The organism is Devosia sp. BK (assembly GCF_032907385.1).
In the GTDB taxonomy this organism is placed as follows: domain Bacteria; phylum Pseudomonadota; class Alphaproteobacteria; order Rhizobiales; family Devosiaceae; genus Devosia.
Map to the genome: position 1 here is coordinate 105,805 of NZ_JAIMBX010000002.1, position 18,578 is coordinate 124,382.

Consider the following 18,578-nt stretch of genomic DNA (forward strand, 5'->3'; position numbering starts at 1 on the left):
GCCTTCCCCAAACCTCTGGCATGCTCGTGCGACCAATCGGAGATCCGCCATGACGGAAACCGTCGTCCTGCCCACTCACACCGTCACCAGCCGCCGCCGCAATGGCTTCATCGTGCCGCTGCTGATCATCCCCTTCTTGATCTACAATCTCGTCGTGTTCCTCTTCTTCGGCGGCAATCCGATCAATTGGGCGGCCGGGCTTTTTTCCATTCCCATGCCCTCAGGCATGCCCTGGGCCGTGACGGCGGGCGATCTTCTCCTCGTCATCGGCGTCATCATGCTTTTCTTCGAAGTGCTGAAATCGACCCAGACGGCGCGCAATTCGATCATCGAGCACATGCTCTCGATGTTCCTCTTCGTGATCTTCCTCGTCGAATTCCTGCTCGTCGGCGCCGCCGCCAGCTCGGTCTTCTTCCTTCTGATGGTCATGAGCCTGATCGACGTCGTCGCCGGCTTCACCGTCTCCATCACCAGCGCCAGCCGCGACGTCTCCATGAACTGACTTGGGCTTCTCCCGGATGTCACCCCGGCGAAGACCCGGGCCCATCCTGAGATGTACCGGCCATCCCCCAAAAACAAAAAATCCCCGCCTCATCAGCGGGGATTGTTCTTTTGAACTCTGGTCAAACCTTCAGGCCACAACCGTCTTTCGATAACCTTCCGGCATCCGGCGCACCGCGATAGCCGCGCTCTGCGCATAGGCCCCGACGGCGCGATCGACACTCGCCCGGCGCCGTTCGCGCTGCGGCGGCAACCAATCCCGCGCCGCAATCAACTGGCTGATGAATTCAACCGTCGGCGCCCCGCTCGCAAGCGATGGACGCGCCGGAGCCGGCGTCACCAGCGCGGGCAATTGGGATCGATATGTCTCAGTCTCGGTCATCTGGAACCCTCGCCTGTCTCATTGCGAGCCGGTTGTCCCATTTTGAGACGGGACAACACTGCTATGCCCCTATAGGAGCAACGGGCGTGCCAGATGTTAACGGAATGTTAACCGATTACGATCCCAAATCGTCGTCAGAGGTCAGAAATTATCCTTGCCCTTGCGGATCGCGGCGAACACCTCGGCCGGATCCTTGCCTTCCAAACCATAATGCGCCGCCAGTTCCGGCGCATCCGCCCGGAGGAATGGGTTGGCGCGTTTATCCTCGCCCAATTCGAACGGAATCGTCGGCTTCCCACCATTGCGCAGCGAGTTCACGAGATCCGCCCGCTGCTGCAGCGCCCGGTTATGCGGATCGATGCTGAGCGCGAATTTCGCATTGGATTGGGTATATTCGTGGCCGCAATAGACGAGCGTATCATCCGGCAATTCGCGGAGCCGCTTGACGCCTTCCCACATCGGTCCAGGTGTCCCCTCGAACATCCGCCCGACCCCGAGCGAGAACAGCGCATCGGCGGAAAACAGATGTTTTCCAAAGGGTTCGAAGTAAACGATATGCCCCAATGTGTGGCCCGGCGTCGCCATGATCTTGAAGGAGGTCTCGCCGAGCGTGACGGTGTCGCCATCGCCCACCAGCTCGTCGAGCCCATCGATCTTGTCCGCCTCGGCCCGCGGCCCCACCACCCGGCACCCAAACGCCGCCTTCAATTCGGCGATCGCCTCCACATGGTCGATGTGATGATGCGTGATAAAAATATCTGTCAACGTCCAGCCGGTACGCTCCAGCGCATCGCGGATCGCCCCAGCCTCCGGCGCATCGAGCGCCGCGGTCTTGCCGGTCGCCTGATCATGCAGCAAATAGCCGAAATTATCGGTCCGGGCGGAAAAAACATCGACGACCAAAGCCATTTAGCGGCTCCTTGCAATTTCAAAATTCGGTTCGGATACCAAAGCTAGGGTGCCCAAGGGCCGAACACAACCGCCGCATTGGACAAGTCCCCGCCCCAATGGCTAAACTCGACCCATGACCAGCGACGTCACCCGCCTGATCTCCTATTATAAATCGCCGCTCGGGCGCATTTCCCGCGCCCTCATCCGCGAGCAAATCATTGCCTTGTCAGGCAATTTGTCCGGCAAGCGCGTCTTGGGCCTCGGCTTTGCCACCCCCTATCTCCGCTTCGCGCTCGAACCCGCCGAACGCGTCGTCGCCCTTATGCCGGCCCGCCAGGGCGCCTCGGCCTGGCCGCGTGAAGGTCCGTCGCGCACCGTCCTCAGCGATCCCCTCGAGATGCCGCTGACCGATGCCGCGATCGATCTCACCATCGCCGTCCATGCCCTCGAACATGTTGCCGATGCTGAAGAATTGATGCGCGAACTCTGGCGCATCACTGCGCCTAACGGGCATCTCATCATCATCGTCCCACGCCGCCGCGGCATCTGGGCCCAGCGCGATGTTACCCCGTTCGGCCAGGGCAATCCCTATTCCGGCGGGCAACTCGAAAAGCTGCTCCGCGATCACTCCTTCGTGCCCGAAGCCTGGCGCGACGGCCTCTTTTTGCCCCCGGTCCAGTCCTCGCTTTTTCTCCGCTCCGCCCGCTTTTTCGAGCGCATGGGCCGGCTTTTCGGCCCGCCGATGAGTGGCGTCATCTGCGTCCGCGCCCGCAAGGAAGCGTTTCCGGCTATCCCCCGCCGCAAACGCGCCGAGCGCTATGTCCGCCTTCCCGGCATGGCGCCGGCAACCGCCCGATCCGGCTCTTGAGGACATGACGGGGCGCCGGATGGCCTGAGCCTCCGGTTGACGTGGTGGACGGACCCCGGAGCGGCATTCGCCTCGAAGGAATTTAGAGTTTTATGAAGCGGAAACCGCTCCGGGGCGCCCGCTTTTCGGACAGGATTCACAGCGCCCCTTTGATCGCTCGTCGCGAGGCGGCCAATCCCCGAACGTGCGATGGAGACGAGCCATCGCCGGGCCCCCTCGCCACTGTCGTCTGCAGACCGTCCGTGCGAGGTTGGACCTAAAGAATAGCGTGAAACCGGGGTGGCGGGGATAAACGGGATAAGTGTGCCCTTCCCCCGACCCAACCATCACCATCCAAGCAAGACAGGCTTTGCCTTTCAGACCCCTTTTGCATATGGTCCGCGCGGCCTTTCCTGCCCGTCATAAAGTGCGTCATGACCAATCCCAATCGCCCCACGCCGCAGCCCGGAATTTTGGATATCGCCCCTTATTTGCCGGGCAAATCCGGCGCGCCGGGCAGCACGACGGTCAAACTCTCGGCCAATGAATCTCCGCTTGGCGCCAGCCCCAAGGCCGTCGCCGCCTTCGCGAGCGCTGCAGAAAACCTCGCGATTTATCCCGAAGGCTCCTCACGCATCCTGCGCGAAGCCTTGGGCGAAGTGCACGGCATCGACCCGGCTCGCATCATGTGCGGCAGTGGTTCGGATGACCTCCTTCACCTGATCGCCCAGACCTATCTCGGCGAAGGCGACGAGGCAGTGATGAACCGATATGGCTTTTCGGTCTATCCGATCATCACCATGGCCACCGGCGCCAAGATCGTCATGGTCGAAGAGACCGACTATACCGCCGATGTCGACGCCATCTTGGCCGCCGTTACCGACCGCACGAAGATCATCTGGCTCGCCAATCCCAACAACCCGACCGGCACCTATCTCTCGGACGCCGAAGTGCGCCGGCTTCACGCCGCGCTGCGCCCCGATATTTTGCTCGTCGTCGACAATGCCTATGCCGAATATGTCACCGCGGCTGACTTTTCCGTAGGGCTAAAACTGGTCGGCGAGGCGGACAATGTCGTCATGGTCCGCACCTTCTCCAAGATGGGCCTCGCGGCCGCGCGCATCGGCTGGATGGTTGGCCCCGACCACATTATCGACGCGCTCAACCGCATCCGGGGGCCGTTCAACGTCAACCTACCGGCCCAGCTTGCGGGCGCTGCGGCGACGCGCGATGTCGACTTTAACGAAAAGCTGCGCGCCCACAATGCCAAGTGGCGCGACTGGCTGACGACCGAACTCAGTGGCAACGCCATGCGCGTGCTGCCGAGCCAGGCCAATTTCATCCTCGTGCTTTTTCCCGATGCCGCGACCGCGGCCCGTGCCTTCGATACTCTCCTCGCGGGTGGCTATGTTGTGCGTGAAGTCGGCAAGTCCTACGACATCCACAATGGCCTGCGCATTTCCATCGGCTCCGATGAAGCCATGCAGGGCGTCGCCAGAATCCTCAAATCCATGGAAGCCGCCCAATGAGCGCCCATTTTCGCAAGCTCGCCCTGATCGGCATCGGCCTCATCGGCTCGTCCATCGCCCTCGCTGCTCGGCGCCAAGGCTTAGTCGATGTCATTTCCATCGCAACGCGCCGCCAGGAAACGCTCGACGAAGCGCGCGACTTGAAGCTCGGTGATATTTATACGCTCGACGCTGCCGAAGCCGTGCGCGGCGCCGATCTCGTCATTCTCTGCGCCCCTGTCGGCGCCTATGACGCGCTTGCCCGCGCCATCGGACCCGCACTCGAACCCGGCGCCATCGTTTCCGACGTCGGCTCGGTCAAGGAGCATGTGGTCAAGGTCGTGGCGCCACACCTGCCGGCCATGGTGCACTTCATTCCCGGTCACCCAATCGCCGGCACCGAACATTCCGGCCCGTCCGCCGGTTTCCCGGAACTCTTTGCCGGCCGCTGGTGCGTGCTCACGCCGGGCCCGGAAGTGCCCGCCGCAGAGACCGAAAAGCTCGCCGCCTTCTGGCGCGCCATGGGCTCGAAGGTCGAAAGCATGGATGCCGCGCACCACGACATGGTGCTCGCCATCACCAGCCACATTCCCCATCTCGTCGCCTATAATATCGTCGGCACGGTTGCCGATCTCGAAACCGCGACCCAATCCGAAGTCATCAAGTTTTCAGCCTCCGGTTTCCGCGATTTCACCCGCATCGCCGCCTCCGACCCGGTGATGTGGCGCGACGTGTTCCTCACCAATCGCGATGCCGTGCTCGAAATGCTGGGCCGCTTTCTCGAAGATCTCTCGGTGCTGCAACGCGCCGTGCGCACTGGCGATGGCGACGCGCTCGAAGCCATGTTCACCCGCACCCGCGCCATCCGCCGCTCCATCATCAATGCCGGCCAGGAAACCGCCGCCCCCGACTTCGGCCGCCCACACGATACCCCACCGGAGCCGGAAACCAAGTTCGTCCGCGAACATGGCGGCGGTGACGACGCCTAAAGCGCCAGCCGCCCGCCGCTCCCGACGCAATTCGCGCGCTCGCCATACATCTGCGCCCGCTCCGCGACGATCCCTGCCACCCGCAGCAGCCCATTGTTCGGCCGCGCGGGGTTGCGCACCAATGGATTGGGCAGTGTCACGGCCAGCAAACTCGCCGTCTGCCAATCCAAGTTTTGCGGCTCGCGCCCAAAGGCCCGCTCGCTCCCAGCGGCGACGCCGAACTCGCCATTTGGCCCCCATTCCGCGATATTGAGATAGATCTCCATGATCCGCTTCTTGGGCATGACGAGGTCGATATAAAGCGCCAGCGGCACTTCGAGGACTTTGCGGATCGGGCTCGGATCGTTCCAGAGAAAGAGATTGCGGGCGACTTGCATGGTCAGCGTCGAAGCGCCCCGCGTCGGCTTGCCCTCGAGATAATTGTCGACCTCGGCGCGCAGCGCCCCGAAATCGACGCCCCAATGGCGGCAGAATTGTCCATCTTCTGAGAGGATGATCGACGCCTTCAGGCGGTCCGAGACCTGATCGATATCCCGCCACTCCCGCGTCACAGGGCGTCCCGTCAGATAGCGCTCGATCATCGGCACGGAGATCGGATCGACCACCAGGTAAACCGGCGTCAGGACAAGAGGAATGGCGATCAGCACCGCAATCGCGGTGACCAAAAGGCGCAATGCCCGCCTCAAACCTTTTGCCTTTCGTGCCATGATCCGGTGATAGCGGCAGTTGGCGCTGCGGCCAAGGCCGGAGTCCCCTTGCCGCTTTTGGGGCAACGGGTTAGCAACAAGCTATGTACGACTTTTCCACCGACAGCGCCGCCTGCGCCCGAGCCGTCGAAGCCGGCCTTTCTGATTACCTGACTGGCCCACGGCTGTCCGGCCCCGGCCCAGCCGCCGATCGCGTTGTCGCCGCCATGCGCCACGGCAGCCTCGAAGGCGGCAAGCGCCTGCGCCCGCTGCTGGTGCGCCAGGCCGCCGCGATCTTTTCGGTGCCGCCGGAGGCCGCTCTCCCCGCCGGCCTCGCGGTCGAAATGATCCATTGCTATTCGCTGATCCATGACGATCTGCCCGCCATGGACAATGACGATCTCCGCCGCGGCCGCCCGACGGTCCATAAGGCTTATGACGACGCCACCGCCATTCTCGCTGGTGACGCGCTCCTCACCCACGCCTTTGCCCTTCTCGGCGAACCGACGACCCATGCCGACCCCGCCGTCCGCATCCGCCTCGTCACCGAACTCGCCCTCGGCGCCGGCGCTGGCGGCATGGTGGGTGGACAGATGCGCGATATCGAAGGCGAAAAGGGCGGCTTTTCCGATGGTAAGATTGCCATCATGCAGGCGATGAAAACAGGCGCCCTCATCCGCGCCAGCGTCCGCATGGGCGCCATCATTGGTGGCGCCGATCCGCGCGCGCTATCGGCGCTCACCGCCTATGCGGAAGCAGCCGGCCGCGCCTTCCAGCTCGCCGACGACATCTTGGACGTCACCGCCACGCCCGAAGCCATGGGCAAGGCCACTGGCAAGGACGCCGAAGCCGGCAAGCAGACGCTCGTTTCGACCCTCGGCCTTGAAGGCGCCAGGAAGGTCTTGGACAATACCGTCAATGAGGCGCTCCTCGCGCTCCGCACCTTCGGCCCCAAGGCCGACGGCCTCCGCGCCACCGCAAAATTCTTTGCCAGCCGGAAGAACTGAGAAATGGCAAAACTGCTCGCTGTCTGCATCGGCAAGGCTGAACATATCGAGGGCTATCGCCCCCTGACCGGCATCAACAAGCGCCCGGTCGCTAGGCCGGTGGCGATCGATCTGCAAGGCATTGCCGAGGACGCCGTGCTCGATCGCAAACATCACGGCGGCAACGACCAGGCCATCTACGTCTATTTCCAGGGCGATTACGATTGGTGGGCCCAAGACGGGGTGGCGAACACGCCCGGTCTCTTCGGCGAAAACCTCGTCATCGACGGTCCGGTCAGCGCTGAAACCGCCATCGGCGACCGCTACCAAATCGGCGATTGCCTCCTCGAAGTCGCCTATCATCGCACCCCCTGCATGACCTTTGCCGCCAAGATGGGCGACAAGTTCTGGGTCAAGCGCTTTCACCGCGCCAATCGCCCCGGCGCCTATTGCCGCGTGCTGCAGCCCGGCACTGTCGAAGCCGGTATGGATGTCTCCGTCACGCCCTATGCGGGCGAGCGGGTGACGGTCTCCGAGCTCATGGCTTTCGATACGACGAAAAATATCCCGCTCGACTTTCTCCGCCGTGCCGTGATGACGCCGATCCGCGAACAGACGCGGTTCAAATACGAAACCCGTCTCGCCGACCTGTTCTGAGTCTTTTCCCGATGAGCCTTGATTCCGTTCGCATCGACCTTGCCAACCGCGCGCCCGACCTGTCGGTTGAAGTCACTGCGGAATCGACCGCCACCGTGCCACTTGCCGCGGCCGTGCATGGCGTCGAACCCGGCCAGATCGCCAAGACGCTCTGCATCCGCATCCGCGACGAAGAAGTGCTGCTCGTGACCCGCGGCGATGCACGGCTCGACAATCAGAAGTCAAAGACCGCGTTTGGCGGCCGTCCACGCATGCTGGGCGCCGAGGATGTGCTGCGGCTGACAAGCCATCCCGTCGGCGGCGTCTGCCCCTTTGGCCTCCCCGCGCCATTGCCAATCTATCTCGATACCTCGCTCAAGATTTATGACGTGGTCATTCCCGCCGGCGGCGATACCCACGCTTCAGTGCGCCTCACCGTCGCGCGGCTGGCCGAGCTTTGCGGCAACAGATGGGTGGATGCGTGCCAGCTCCCCGAGTGAGCGCCAGGGACTATATCCTTGGCCACTTCGCGCTGACGCCCCTCTCGGCCCCTCCGGATATTTCGCTTTATCGCCCCACGCCCAAGAGCGGGCTGATCTCCTTTCTCGCTCAAGAAGGCCGCGCCGATGAGCCGCCTTATTGGGCCTATGCCTGGGCCGGTGGCGCCGTCCTAGCCGTGCATCTCTCGCAAAATTCAAAACTTGTTGCCGGAAAAACGGTGCTCGATTTTGGCGCTGGCTCCGGTCTCGTCGGTATTGCCGCCGCCAAGGCTGGCGCGACGCAAGTCTGGGCCATCGAGCCCGATCCCCTCGCGCATGCCGCCATGCTGCTCAATGCCGAAGCCAATGGAGCAACGCTGCACGCCTGGACCGAGCTCGGTATGCCCGAGGTCGACCTGATCCTCGCCGGCGACGTCTTTTATGACGCGAGAGTAGCTCAGGAGACCCTGCGCACTCTCTCGGCAGCAGCCACCAAAACCCCAGTTCTTGTCGGCGATCCCTTCCGCCGCGACCTGCCGCTCGACCACCTCGACCTCTTGGCCGAATATCAGGTGCCTGACATGGGCGGTGGCGAGCCGGTGCGGGCGGGCGTCTTCGCCCTGCGCCCCGAGAATATCGGAAATGCCCCATAGGCCTTGCCGGGAAACCGGGCAAATTCTATATCGAGGACAAGCGAGGACGACCTCCCCCTGACTGGGCTATCGCTCGGGACGACCCGACATTTTAGGGGAAGTCCCATGCGGACCACCGCAGATCGTATCCGTCACGCCATCAGCTTTGAAGCGATCGGCATCATCCTCGCAACGCCACTCGCGGCCTTTGCTTTCCATCTTCCGGGCGGCGACTCGGCCGTGATCGTCATCGCCAGCGCCACCGTCGCGATGGGGTGGAATTACATCTACAATCTTGGCTTTGACCACGCGATGCAGAGCCAGACCGGCGGCACCGCCAAGACCACACGCATTCGCATCCTTCATGCGGTGCTGTTCGAGCTTGGCTTGCTCGCCATCATGCTACCGCTCGTCGCCTGGTATCTGCAGATCTCAATCTGGCAGGCGCTGATCATGGATATCGCACTGGCCCTTTTCTACATGGCCTATGCGTTCGTCTTCAATTGGGCCTATGACCGTGTCTTCCCGCTCCCCGAGTGGCAGGAAGCGGCTTAGTCAGCCCAGGTGCCCGGTCAGCTTTAGCGTACCGAGCACCAGGATCAATATAGCGAGCCAGAAGAGCCGGCGGGTATTGCGTTCGTTCATTCGGCCGCGTTCTGCCTGCCAGTGCCGAACTTGCGCTCGATATAATCGGCCACCATCACCTTGAACTGGTCAGCGACGTCGGCCCCGCGCAGCGTCGCGACCTTTTCGCCATCGACGAACACAGGCGCCGCCGGGGTTTCCCCGGTGCCGGGCAGCGAAATGCCGATATTGGCATGCTTGCTTTCCCCGGGCCCATTGACGATGCAGCCCATGACGGCGACCGACAGCGTTTCGACCCCAGGATAGCGCTCGCGCCATTCGGGCATCGAGACATGCAGGTGATCCTGGATTTCCTTGGCCAGCGTCTGGAACGTGCTCGACGTGGTGCGCCCGCATCCGGGGCACGCGGCCACAACAGGGAGGAACTGGCGAAAACCCATGGTCTGCAGCAATTCTTGCGCGACCTTCACTTCGGTCGTGCGATCCCCACCGGGCTCGGGCGTCAGGGAAATGCGGATCGTGTCGCCAATCCCCTGCTGCAGCAGGATGCCGAGCGCAGCCGACGAGGCGACAATGCCCTTTGAGCCCATGCCGGCCTCAGTCAGCCCCAGATGCAGCGCATAGTCGCAGCGGGCCGCAAGGTCCTGATAGACCGCGATCAGGTGCTGCACATCCGACACCTTGGTCGAGAGCAGGATTTGATCGCGCCGCATGCCCAGCTCTTCGGCGCGCGTCGCCGAGAGGAGCGCGGATTGAATGATCGCCTCGCGCTGTACGGCCGCAGCCGAAATCGGCGTTTCCGACACGGCGTTCTCGTCCATCAGCTTGGTGAGCAACTCCTCGTCGAGCGAGCCCCAATTGACCCCGATCCGCACCGGCTTGTTGTATTTTTTGGCGATCTCGATCAGCGTCGCAAATTGCGTGTCGCGCTTGGCCTTGAAGCCGACATTGCCTGGATTGATGCGATATTTCGCCAGCGCCTCGGCGCAGGCGGGGTGGTCGGTAAGAAGCTTGTGGCCGATATAGTGAAAATCGCCAACAAGCGGCACATCGTAGCCCATGAAGGCCAGACGATCGCGGATAATAGGCACAGCCGCCGCGCTCTCGTCACGATCGACGGTAATGCGGACGATTTCTGAACCGGCGCGCGCCAGTTGCATCACCTGCTTCACGGTCGCATCGATATCGGCTGTGTCGGTATTGGTCATCGACTGGACGACGACAGGCGCGCCCCCGCCGACCATGACCCCGCCGACATTGACGCCTACCGATTTTCTGCGGGGTGCCGGACCGGCCATGGGATCACCTTCGAAATTTCTCAACGACACATAAGCCCGACGGGATGGCCGCGCAATATTGCCGTATCGAATGCCTAGCACGGCAACGGCAAAGTCATGTGAATGCACCTGGCGCAAATTCGTGATCGGCGTGATCTTGAACCGAAACCGGGCGAGACCATTTATGGATCATGATAAAGATGCTCCTCCCCCGCCTCGTTCTGTTCCGCAAGGAAGTTGTGCAGCTCTGGAAGGCTTTTTGGGCTGCTGAGACCCCGCTCTATTTGAAGGCGGCAACCCTGTTCGTTGCGTTCTATCTGATCAATCCGCTCGATATCATTCCCGACGTCATCCCGTTCGTGGGCTGGGTCGATGATATCGTCCTCGTGCCGCTGATGGTGAGCTGGATCGTCTCCCGCCTGCCTGTTCCGGCCCGCGTTTATGCCGGCAAGTATGGCAAGACCGTCGATGGTCGCGCCCGCCGCATCTGATCGCTGATAATAAAAAAGGCGCCCACTGGGCGCCTTTTCCTTATGTGCTTGCCGCCTTGGCATTGGCCTCGGCGACGAGTTCATCGGGAATATCGTCGAAGCTGGCATAGTTCATGTTGTAGAGCCGCGAATAAAGCCCGCCGAGCTCCATGAGCGCGTCGTGATTGCCCTCTTCGATCTTTTCCCCGTTTTGCAGCACGATGATCCGATCGGCCCCGCGAATGGTCGCCAGACGATGCGCGATCACGAGCCCCGTGCGTCCTTCGAGGAGCGTTTCCAGCGCCTTCTGGATTTGCCGCTCGGTATAGCTGTCGATATTGGCCGTTGCCTCGTCGAGGACGAGAATTTTCGCGTCCGCCACTAGCGCGCGGGCAAAGCTGAGAAGCTGCCGCTGTCCCAGAGACAGGTTCGAGCCGCGCTGTTCGAGCTTGCTGTCATAGCCATCCGGCAAGCGCTCGATGAATTCATGCGCGCCCACGGCCTTTGCCGCCGCGATGACATCCTCGCGTGTCGCAGACGTTTTGTTGTAGCGGATATTGTCGAAGACGGTGCCAGTGAACAGGAACGGCTCCTGCAGCACCATGGCGACCTGTTCGCCAAGGCTCTCCTGGGTGACATTGCGCACATCGTGCCCGCCGACCAGCACTGCCCCGCCCTGCACTTCATAAAAGCGATGCACGAGCGCCATGGCGCTGGTTTTGCCCGAACCCGTTGGCCCGACAAGCGCCACCGTCTCACCCGGATTGACCCGGAAAGACACGTGTTTGAGCACTGGCCGCTCGGGATCATAGCCAAAGACCACATCGTGGAAGGCGACGGAGCCATCCATGTCGCTCTTGAGCTCCACCGCATTGGGCTTGTCGGTGATGGTCACCGGCAAGTCCAGAACTTCGGTGATGCGACGGCCTGAGGTCATGGCACGCTGCATGATCGAATACTGCATGGTCAGCGACCGGATCGGATCGAAGAAGCGCTGGATGTAAAAGAGGAACGCGACGATGACACCGACCTGCAGCGAGCCATTGAGCACGAGCGAGCCACCGACCAGAACCACAGTCGCCATCGAGATACCGGTGAGGCTGTCGACGATCGGCACCATGACCTGGGCGAATTTAGAGCCCGTAAGCTGAGTTTCGAGATTGTGGTAGGCCTTGTCGTCGTAGAGGTCGAAATTGACCTGCTGGCGCTCGAGGTTCTGCACCGTGCGCACGCCGTTGATGCCCTCGGCCATGGCGCCATTGGTCAGAGAATTCGTCTCATGCGCCGCCCAGAAGGCACGCTTTGCCGGCGGCAACCAGAAGATGCGGACGATGAAGAGGATTGGCATGGTGACGAGCGTCAGCAGCCCGAGCCATGGATCGAGCGTGAGCAAGACAACAACAATGCCGATCAGGAGGACAATATCGCCCACCGAGATGACCGAGGTCTCCAAAAATTCCTGCATGGAATTGACGTCGCCCTGAAGGCGGCTCATCAGCCGGCCAACCTCGGTCTTGTCCATGAAGCTCAGGGACACGCGCTGGAGCTGGGCAAACATGGCCCGTCGCATTTCAAAGAGCACGTTCTCCGCAACCTGCCCCACCTGCGTTTCCTGCACATAGGACGCGCCAAAATTGAGCAGGACCGCCACGGCAAAAGCGCCGACGGCGATCATCAGATTATTGGCATTGCCGCCCGCAACCATGGCCCCATCGATGGCCCAGCCGATGATGAGCGGGATTGCCAATTGCGTCGCGGTGAAAACCAGCACCGCAGCGACCGACAGATAGATCTTACCACGAAAGGGTTTTACGAAGGCCCAGATCCGGCGGACGGTCTTGGGGTCGTAAGCCTTCCCAAAAACCTCTTCCTCGATCTTGTGGCTGCCGACGCTGGCGCGAGGCGGCCTCTGACCCGGGAACGTGGCGCTGTCGCGTTCGTCTTCTTCGATGACGCTCATTGGGCGGCCTCCCCGATATCGATATCCGTTGGGCGCGTCTGCAGATCGTAGAGTGCGCGATATCGCCCGCCCTCGGCCAGAAGCTCGGCATGGCTACCGCGCTCGACGATTTTCCCGTCGTCCAGAAAGAGGATCAGATCCGCATGCATGAGCGATGAAAGACGATGCGCGATGATGATCGTCACGCGATCGCTCGCATAGGCCTTGATGGCCGAACGAATGCGATGCTCCGTGCCGGCATCGATGGCGGCGGTCGAATCGTCGAACACCATCACCGCCGGCCGCAAAACCAGGCTTCGGGCAATGGCGAGGCGTTGCCGCTGGCCACCTGACAGCGATACGCCGCGCTCGCCCACCACCGTGTCATAGTCGGAGGGCAGGCCCATGATGTAATTGTGGAGCTGCGCGCTTTCTGCGGCGCGCTCGATCTTGGTTTCTTTGGCCCATGGATCGCCATAGGCGATGTTGTTTTCGATTGTCGTCGTAAAGAGGAACGAATCCTGCTGCACGACGGCGACCTGGCGCCGAAGGCTTTCGAGCGTCACTTGGCTGATGTCCTGACCATCGAGCGTGATGCGACCGGATGTGACGTCGTAAAAGCGCGGGATCAGGTGAGCGATAGTCGATTTCCCGCTCCCCGGCGCGCCGACAATGCCGATCGTCTGGCCGGCACGCCCCTCGAAGGTGACGCCGGTCAGTGTGGGATGCGCGGCACCGGGATAGGTGAAATGCACATCCTCGAAGCGTAGCGTGCCCTTGGTGATCTCGAGCGGCAGAGCCCCGGGCTTGTCGATGATCTCTTCGGCCTGATCGATGAAGGAATAGAACCGCTGCCCGCAGGTATCGGCGCGAGCGAAAGAATTGACCATCAAGCCAAGCTGACGCACCGGCATCTGAAGGATGGTCATGAAGGTCAGAAAGCTCGCAAGGGTCCCGACGGTCATTTCACCCGCGATGACCTTCTGCCCCCCGACCCAGAGCACCAGACCCATGGCAACGAAAAACGACAGGGTCATCATCGACGTATTCTTGACGCGGATCATCACGCGCTCATGCGCAAGGTCCAGCGCCGCCGCAGAAGCGGTGTCGAATTTGCCCAGTTCATGCGTCTGGCTCGAAAATGCCCTGACGACACGAATACCGCCAAGGTTTTCTTCCATCACGCGGGTCAGCACCGAGAGCTTTTCCTGCAAAACGATCCAGGTGCCGCGCAGTAGCAATTGCGCCACCGAGGACCGCCAGGCAACGAACGGCACGAAGCTCAGCGCCAGAAGGCCGAGCACCACATCGGTCGTCAGCAGCATATAGGCACCAACGCCGATCAAGACGGTGAGCAGGATCGTGCGCACGAAACCGGTCGAAAAGAACATGCGGACGCCATCGAGATCGAGGAGACCGAGCGTGATCAGATCGCCCGAATGGACGCGGTCGTGATAGGAATAGGAGAGGCGCTGCACCTTATCGTAAAAGGCGAGCCGCAATTCGTAGCCGACATGGTGGCCGACCGATTCCGAATAATAGTTCTGCACGAGAGTAAAGAACCCGCGCGCCACCGAGACCAGCAGCAATGTCGCCGCGCTCCAGAGCAGCGCCTGTTGCGCGCCATCGGCTGCAACGCTGACCACATTTTGCGCCTGATCGACGGCGTGGCCGAGCAGCCGCGGAATCATGAGCTGCAAGACAGCGGCGATAATGGTCGCGCCGATAGCCAGACTCGCTTGCCAATAATGCCGCAGCGAGAACAGCGTGATCCTTATCAGGGGGCTCCGGCCTACACCGTCATGGACGGCAGCAACGTGAACCCGTGCATCGCCGCGTGAACGGGCGCGGCCGGCCTTGAGGGTAGCCAAGACAGTATCCAGACATAAAAATGAGGCCCGAAGGGGAGGCGGGAAAAACCGTCGGCCAGCGATCGGGCAAATCAAAGCCCGCCTATAAAATGCGCATTGCGCCTACCATTCAAGGTGCAAATTGCGCAATTTTTGCAACTTTTCGGCGTCCCGCTACGCGGGTGAAAGGCTCCAGTGGAGCCTTTCAAGCCGAAAAGGCCATGAGACCTATGGTCGAATGGCTTGCTCGATGGCAAGGCAGACGTCTTCCCCACCTAGCCTCCCCTTAAAAGGGGAGGGACCTATTGAGCTTGGCGCGATGCCCGGGAGCCACCACCCCATCCATCCCTCCCCCTAAAGGGGGAGGTTAGGTGGGGGTGCCCCTACTCCAACCGAACCAACAAATCCTTCGCATCAATCTGATCGCCTGGGCGGATCAGCAGCTCCGCCACCACGCCATCGACCTCGGCATGGATCGCCGTTTCCATCTTCATGGCTTCGATCGAACACAGCACATCGCCCGCCTGTACGCTCTGGCCTTCCTTGACGGCAAGGGTCGAGATGACGCCCGGCATGGGCGCACCAACCTGCTTGGGATCACCCACCGCGGCCTTGGCGCGGACCTTGACCTCACCCGCCTTCAAGCGATCGGGCACGGCAATAGTGCGCGGCTGACCGTTAAGGTCGAAGAACACGCGGACTTCACCCTTTTCATTGGTCGGGGCGCGGCCGAGATAGTTGACGACGAGGGTCTTGCCCTTCTCGATATCGACGAGCAATTCGTCGCCTTCCTCGAGCCCGTAGAAATAGACCGGAGTCGGCAGCACTTCGGTCGGGCCGTAGCGATCCTGGGTCTTTTCGAAGTCCGAATAGACCTTTGGGTACATGAGGTAAGAGGCGAGCCGGAAATCATCGACCGGCACGCCGACCTCTTCCGAGATTTTCTTCCGCTCGGCTTCGAGATCGACATCCTTCAAATAGGAACCCGGCCGCTCAGTCAGCGGCGTACGTCCCTTGAGTACCTTTTTCTGCAGCTTCTCCGGGAAGCCACCGGGCGGCTGGCCGAGATCGCCGGCAAAGAAACCAACCACCGAATCGGGGAAGGCAATGTCCTTGTCCGGGTTTTCGACATCGGCCCGAGCGATACCCGCCGAGACCATGGCGAGCGCCATGTCGCCCACGACCTTGGACGATGGCGTCACCTTAACGATATCGCCAAACATCTTGTTGACGTCTGCATAGGTCTGGGCAACCTCGTGCCAGCGGGTTTCAAGCCCGAGCGAACGCGCCTGCTCCTTGAGATTGGTGAACTGGCCGCCCGGCATTTCGTGGAGATAGACTTCCGAAGCGCCACCCTTGAGATCGCTCTCGAACGCGCGGTACTGCGTGCGAACGGCTTCCCAATAGAATGAAATCTGGCGGATCGCCTTGGCGTCCAAGTGCGGATCGCGCGCGTCGCCCTCGAGTGCGGCGACGAGCGAGCCGAGCGTCGGCTGCGAGGTCGTCGACGACAGGGCGTCCATCGCCGCATCGACCGCATCTACCCCTGCCGCCACTGCCGCCAGCACTGTGGCCGCCGAAGCGCCCGAGGTGTCATGGGTGTGGAGATGGATCGGCAGATCGGTCTCGTTGCGCAGCGTTTCGATCAGCTTCTTGGCCGCAGCCGGCTTCAAGAGCCCCGCCATGTCCTTGATCCCAAGCACATGGACGCCGGCAGCCTCCAGCTCCTTGGCGAGGCCGACATAGTATTTCAGATCGTATTTGGAGCGATCAGGATCGAAGAGATCGCCGGTATAGCAGATCGCGCCTTCGGCGACCTTGCCTTCCGCCGCCACCGCATCGATCGAGACGCGCATGTTCTCGACCCAGTTGAGGCAGTCGAAAATGCGGAATATGTCGACGCCACCCTTGGCCGCCTGCTTGACGAAGAATTTGACGACATTGTCCGGATAATTGGTGTAGCCGACGCCATTGGAGCCGCGCAGCAGCATCTGGGTGAGGATATTCGGCGCGCCTTCGCGCACCTTGGCCAGACGCTCCCATGGGTCTTCGTTGAGGAAGCGCATCGAGACGTCAAACGTCGCCCCGCCCCAGCATTCGAGGGAGAGCAGATTCGGCAACCCGCGCGAATAGGCCTGGGCAATGCGCGTGATATCGAAAGAGCGCATGCGTGTCGCGAGCAGCGACTGGTGCGCGTCGCGCATGGTGGTGTCGGTGAAAAGCACGCGCTCTTGGCTCTTCATCCACCTGGCAAGACCGACAGGACCATCGCGATCGAGCACCTGCCGGCTGCCATCGATCGTCGCAAGCGGCGGGAAATCGGGCACGAAGGGCGCAGCGGCATCGGCTGGCGGCCGCGGACGATCGCGCACCTCGGGATGCCCGTTCACGGTCACGTCGGCGATATAGCTCAGGAGCTTCGTCGCGCGGTCGCGGCGCGGTTTGAAGTTGAAGAGTTCCGGCGTCGTGTCAATGAAGCGCGTCGTATAGCGGTTCTCGACGAAATCGGGATGCGTGATGATGTTTTCGAGGAATGCCAGATTGGTCGAGACACCGCGGATACGGAATTCGCGCAAGGCGCGATGCATGCGCGCAATGGCCTCTTCGGCCGAGGGCGCCCAGCAGGTGACCTTTTCAAGGAGCGGATCGTAGTAGCGGGTGATGACCGCACCAGCATAAGCCGTGCCGCCGTCGAGACGCACGCCAAAACCCGTCGCACCACGATAGGCGGTGATGCGGCCATAGTCCGGAATGAAATTCTGTTCCGGATCTTCAGTCGTCACGCGGCACTGAATGGCATTGCCGTTGAGCTTGATGTTCTCCTGAACCGGCACACCGGATTCCGGCGTCCCGATCACGGCGCCATCGAGCAGGTGAATCTGCGCCTTGACGATGTCGATCCCCGTCACCTCTTCGGTGACCGTGTGCTCGACCTGAATGCGCGGGTTCACTTCGATGAAGTAGAACTTGTCGGTATCCGCATCCATCAGGAATTCGACCGTACCGGCACCACGATAGTTGGCAGCATTGCCAAGGCGCACGGCGGCATCGGTCAGTTCGGTGCGGACGGCATCCGAGAGGTAAGGCGCAGGCGCGCGCTCAACGACCTTCTGGTTGCGGCGCTGCACGGAACAATCGCGCTCATAGAGATGGACGAGATTGCCGTGATCGTCGCCAATGAGCTGCACTTCGACATGGCGGGCGCGCTCGATCAACTTTTCGAGATACATCTCGTCCTTGCCGAAGGCGGCCTTGGCTTCGCGCTTGCCTTCCGAAACTTCGGAAAGCAGCGTCTTTTCATCCATGATCCGGCGCATGCCGCGACCGCCGCCGCCCCATGATGCCTTGAGCATCAGCGGATACCCAATTTCGGCCGCGAGCTTCTTGATCGTCTCGGGATCGTCCGGCAGCGCTTCGGTCGCGGGCACCACCGGTACCTTGGACGCGATCGCCATATTGCGCGCGGCAACCTTATTACCGAGATCGCGCATGGTCTGGGCGCGCGGGCCGATGAAAATGATCCCGGCATCGTCGCAGGCATCGACGAATTCGGGTGATTCCGACAGGAGCCCATAGCCGGGGTGGATCGCATCGGCGCCAGAAATCCGGGCGATACGGATATACTCTTCGATTTGCAGATAGGCTTCGACCGGGCCCTTGCCCTTGCCGATCAGATAGGCCTCGTCGGCCTTAAACCGGTGCAGCGCCAGTTTGTCTTCCTCGGCATAGACCGCGACGGTCTTGAGCCCGAGTTCATTGGCAGCGCGAAACACGCGGATGGCGATTTCGCTGCGATTGGCGACGAGGATTTTCTTGATTGGCATCGATTTAAATTCCGAGCAGGAGAGGGTTGGGACCCTAGGCTAGAGGGTCCGGCTCAGCTTGTTCTGCGGCTCGGATGGCGGGCCATCCATGCCGCC

At 61.7% G+C, this 18,578-nt stretch carries 17 protein-coding genes; 10 read left to right on the plus strand and 7 right to left on the minus strand.

Annotated features, from left to right (window positions below; translation table 11 throughout):
• Positions 1–49 precede the first annotated feature (49 nt).
• Positions 50–502, plus strand: coding sequence for a hypothetical protein (locus DevBK_RS12410; protein ID WP_244487059.1), 453 nt, complete (start codon positions 50–52; stop codon positions 500–502).
• A 129-nt stretch (positions 503–631) separates the two neighbouring features.
• Here DevBK_RS12410 and DevBK_RS12415 read toward each other — a convergent pair whose 3' ends face one another.
• Together DevBK_RS12415 and gloB are read right to left on the minus strand one after the other, a co-directional pair.
• On the minus strand, positions 632–883 hold the full coding sequence (locus DevBK_RS12415) for a hypothetical protein (protein ID WP_317185687.1): 252 nt from the start codon (positions 881–883) through the stop codon (positions 632–634).
• Positions 884–1,024: 141 nt separating this feature from the next.
• On the minus strand, positions 1,025–1,792 hold the full coding sequence (gloB, locus tag DevBK_RS12420; RefSeq protein ID WP_317185688.1) for a hydroxyacylglutathione hydrolase: 768 nt from the start codon (positions 1,790–1,792) through the stop codon (positions 1,025–1,027).
• A 115-nt stretch (positions 1,793–1,907) separates the two neighbouring features.
• Here gloB and DevBK_RS12425 point away from each other — a divergent pair, with 115 nt between their 5' ends.
• The 3 genes from DevBK_RS12425 (at position 1,908) to DevBK_RS12435 (ending at position 5,118) form a co-directional block, all read left to right on the plus strand.
• Positions 1,908–2,642, plus strand: a complete 735-nt coding sequence (locus DevBK_RS12425; protein ID WP_061908209.1) for a class I SAM-dependent methyltransferase — start codon at positions 1,908–1,910, stop codon at positions 2,640–2,642.
• Positions 2,643–3,055: 413 nt separating this feature from the next.
• Positions 3,056–4,150: a histidinol-phosphate transaminase gene (gene hisC / locus DevBK_RS12430; protein ID WP_317185689.1), complete on the plus strand. Its 1,095-nt coding sequence runs from the start codon at positions 3,056–3,058 to the stop codon at positions 4,148–4,150.
• Positions 4,147–5,118, plus strand: coding sequence for a prephenate/arogenate dehydrogenase family protein (locus DevBK_RS12435; RefSeq protein WP_062629470.1), 972 nt, complete (start codon positions 4,147–4,149; stop codon positions 5,116–5,118). The genes hisC and DevBK_RS12435 overlap by 4 nt, the downstream gene beginning before the upstream one ends.
• Here the strand turns inward: DevBK_RS12435 and DevBK_RS12440 are convergent.
• Positions 5,115–5,792 carry a biosynthetic peptidoglycan transglycosylase gene (locus tag DevBK_RS12440; RefSeq protein WP_317185690.1) on the minus strand — a complete coding sequence of 226 codons (678 nt, stop codon included), beginning with the start codon at positions 5,790–5,792 and terminating at the stop codon, positions 5,115–5,117. The genes DevBK_RS12435 and DevBK_RS12440 overlap by 4 nt on opposite strands.
• 116 nt (positions 5,793–5,908) lie before the next feature.
• Here DevBK_RS12440 and DevBK_RS12445 point away from each other — a divergent pair, with 116 nt between their 5' ends.
• The 5 genes from DevBK_RS12445 to DevBK_RS12465 all read left to right on the plus strand — a co-directional run bounded on the left by DevBK_RS12445 (position 5,909) and on the right by DevBK_RS12465 (position 9,092).
• Positions 5,909–6,811: a farnesyl diphosphate synthase gene (locus DevBK_RS12445; RefSeq protein ID WP_317185691.1), complete on the plus strand. Its 903-nt coding sequence runs from the start codon at positions 5,909–5,911 to the stop codon at positions 6,809–6,811.
• A 3-nt stretch (positions 6,812–6,814) separates the two neighbouring features.
• Entirely contained in the window at positions 6,815–7,447 is a 633-nt protein-coding gene (locus DevBK_RS12450; RefSeq protein ID WP_317185692.1) for an MOSC domain-containing protein, read from the plus strand.
• 11 nt (positions 7,448–7,458) lie between these two features.
• Positions 7,459–7,926, plus strand: a complete 468-nt coding sequence (locus tag DevBK_RS12455; RefSeq protein ID WP_061908214.1) for a YbaK/EbsC family protein — start codon at positions 7,459–7,461, stop codon at positions 7,924–7,926.
• Complete coding sequence (locus tag DevBK_RS12460) at positions 7,923–8,558, plus strand: class I SAM-dependent methyltransferase (RefSeq protein ID WP_317185693.1); 636 nt, start codon at positions 7,923–7,925, stop codon at positions 8,556–8,558. The genes DevBK_RS12455 and DevBK_RS12460 overlap by 4 nt, the downstream gene beginning before the upstream one ends.
• Positions 8,559–8,663: 105 nt before the next feature.
• Positions 8,664–9,092 carry a PACE efflux transporter gene (locus DevBK_RS12465; RefSeq protein ID WP_061908216.1) on the plus strand — a complete coding sequence of 143 codons (429 nt, stop codon included), beginning with the start codon at positions 8,664–8,666 and terminating at the stop codon, positions 9,090–9,092.
• Between the two features lie 86 nt (positions 9,093–9,178).
• Here the strand turns inward: DevBK_RS12465 and ispG are convergent, their stop codons facing one another.
• Positions 9,179–10,420 carry a flavodoxin-dependent (E)-4-hydroxy-3-methylbut-2-enyl-diphosphate synthase gene (gene ispG, locus DevBK_RS12470; RefSeq protein WP_317185694.1) on the minus strand — a complete coding sequence of 414 codons (1,242 nt, stop codon included), beginning with the start codon at positions 10,418–10,420 and terminating at the stop codon, positions 9,179–9,181.
• 179 nt (positions 10,421–10,599) lie between these two features.
• Between ispG and DevBK_RS12475 the strand changes: the two genes are divergently transcribed.
• A complete protein-coding gene (locus DevBK_RS12475; protein WP_317185695.1) occupies positions 10,600–10,890 on the plus strand; it encodes a YkvA family protein in 291 nt (96 codons plus the stop codon).
• 40 nt (positions 10,891–10,930) lie between these two features.
• Here DevBK_RS12475 and DevBK_RS12480 read toward each other — a convergent pair whose 3' ends face one another.
• The 3 genes from DevBK_RS12480 to pyc form a co-directional block, all read right to left on the minus strand.
• Entirely contained in the window at positions 10,931–12,829 is a 1,899-nt protein-coding gene (locus DevBK_RS12480; protein ID WP_317185696.1) for an ABC transporter ATP-binding protein, read from the minus strand.
• A complete protein-coding gene (locus tag DevBK_RS12485; protein WP_410494070.1) occupies positions 12,826–14,679 on the minus strand; it encodes an ABC transporter ATP-binding protein in 1,854 nt (617 codons plus the stop codon). Before DevBK_RS12485 ends, DevBK_RS12480 begins: the two co-directional genes overlap by 4 nt.
• A 362-nt stretch (positions 14,680–15,041) precedes the next feature.
• Positions 15,042–18,482 carry a pyruvate carboxylase gene (gene pyc, locus DevBK_RS12490; protein WP_317185697.1) on the minus strand — a complete coding sequence of 1,147 codons (3,441 nt, stop codon included), beginning with the start codon at positions 18,480–18,482 and terminating at the stop codon, positions 15,042–15,044.
• Positions 18,483–18,578: the final 96 nt, after the last annotated feature.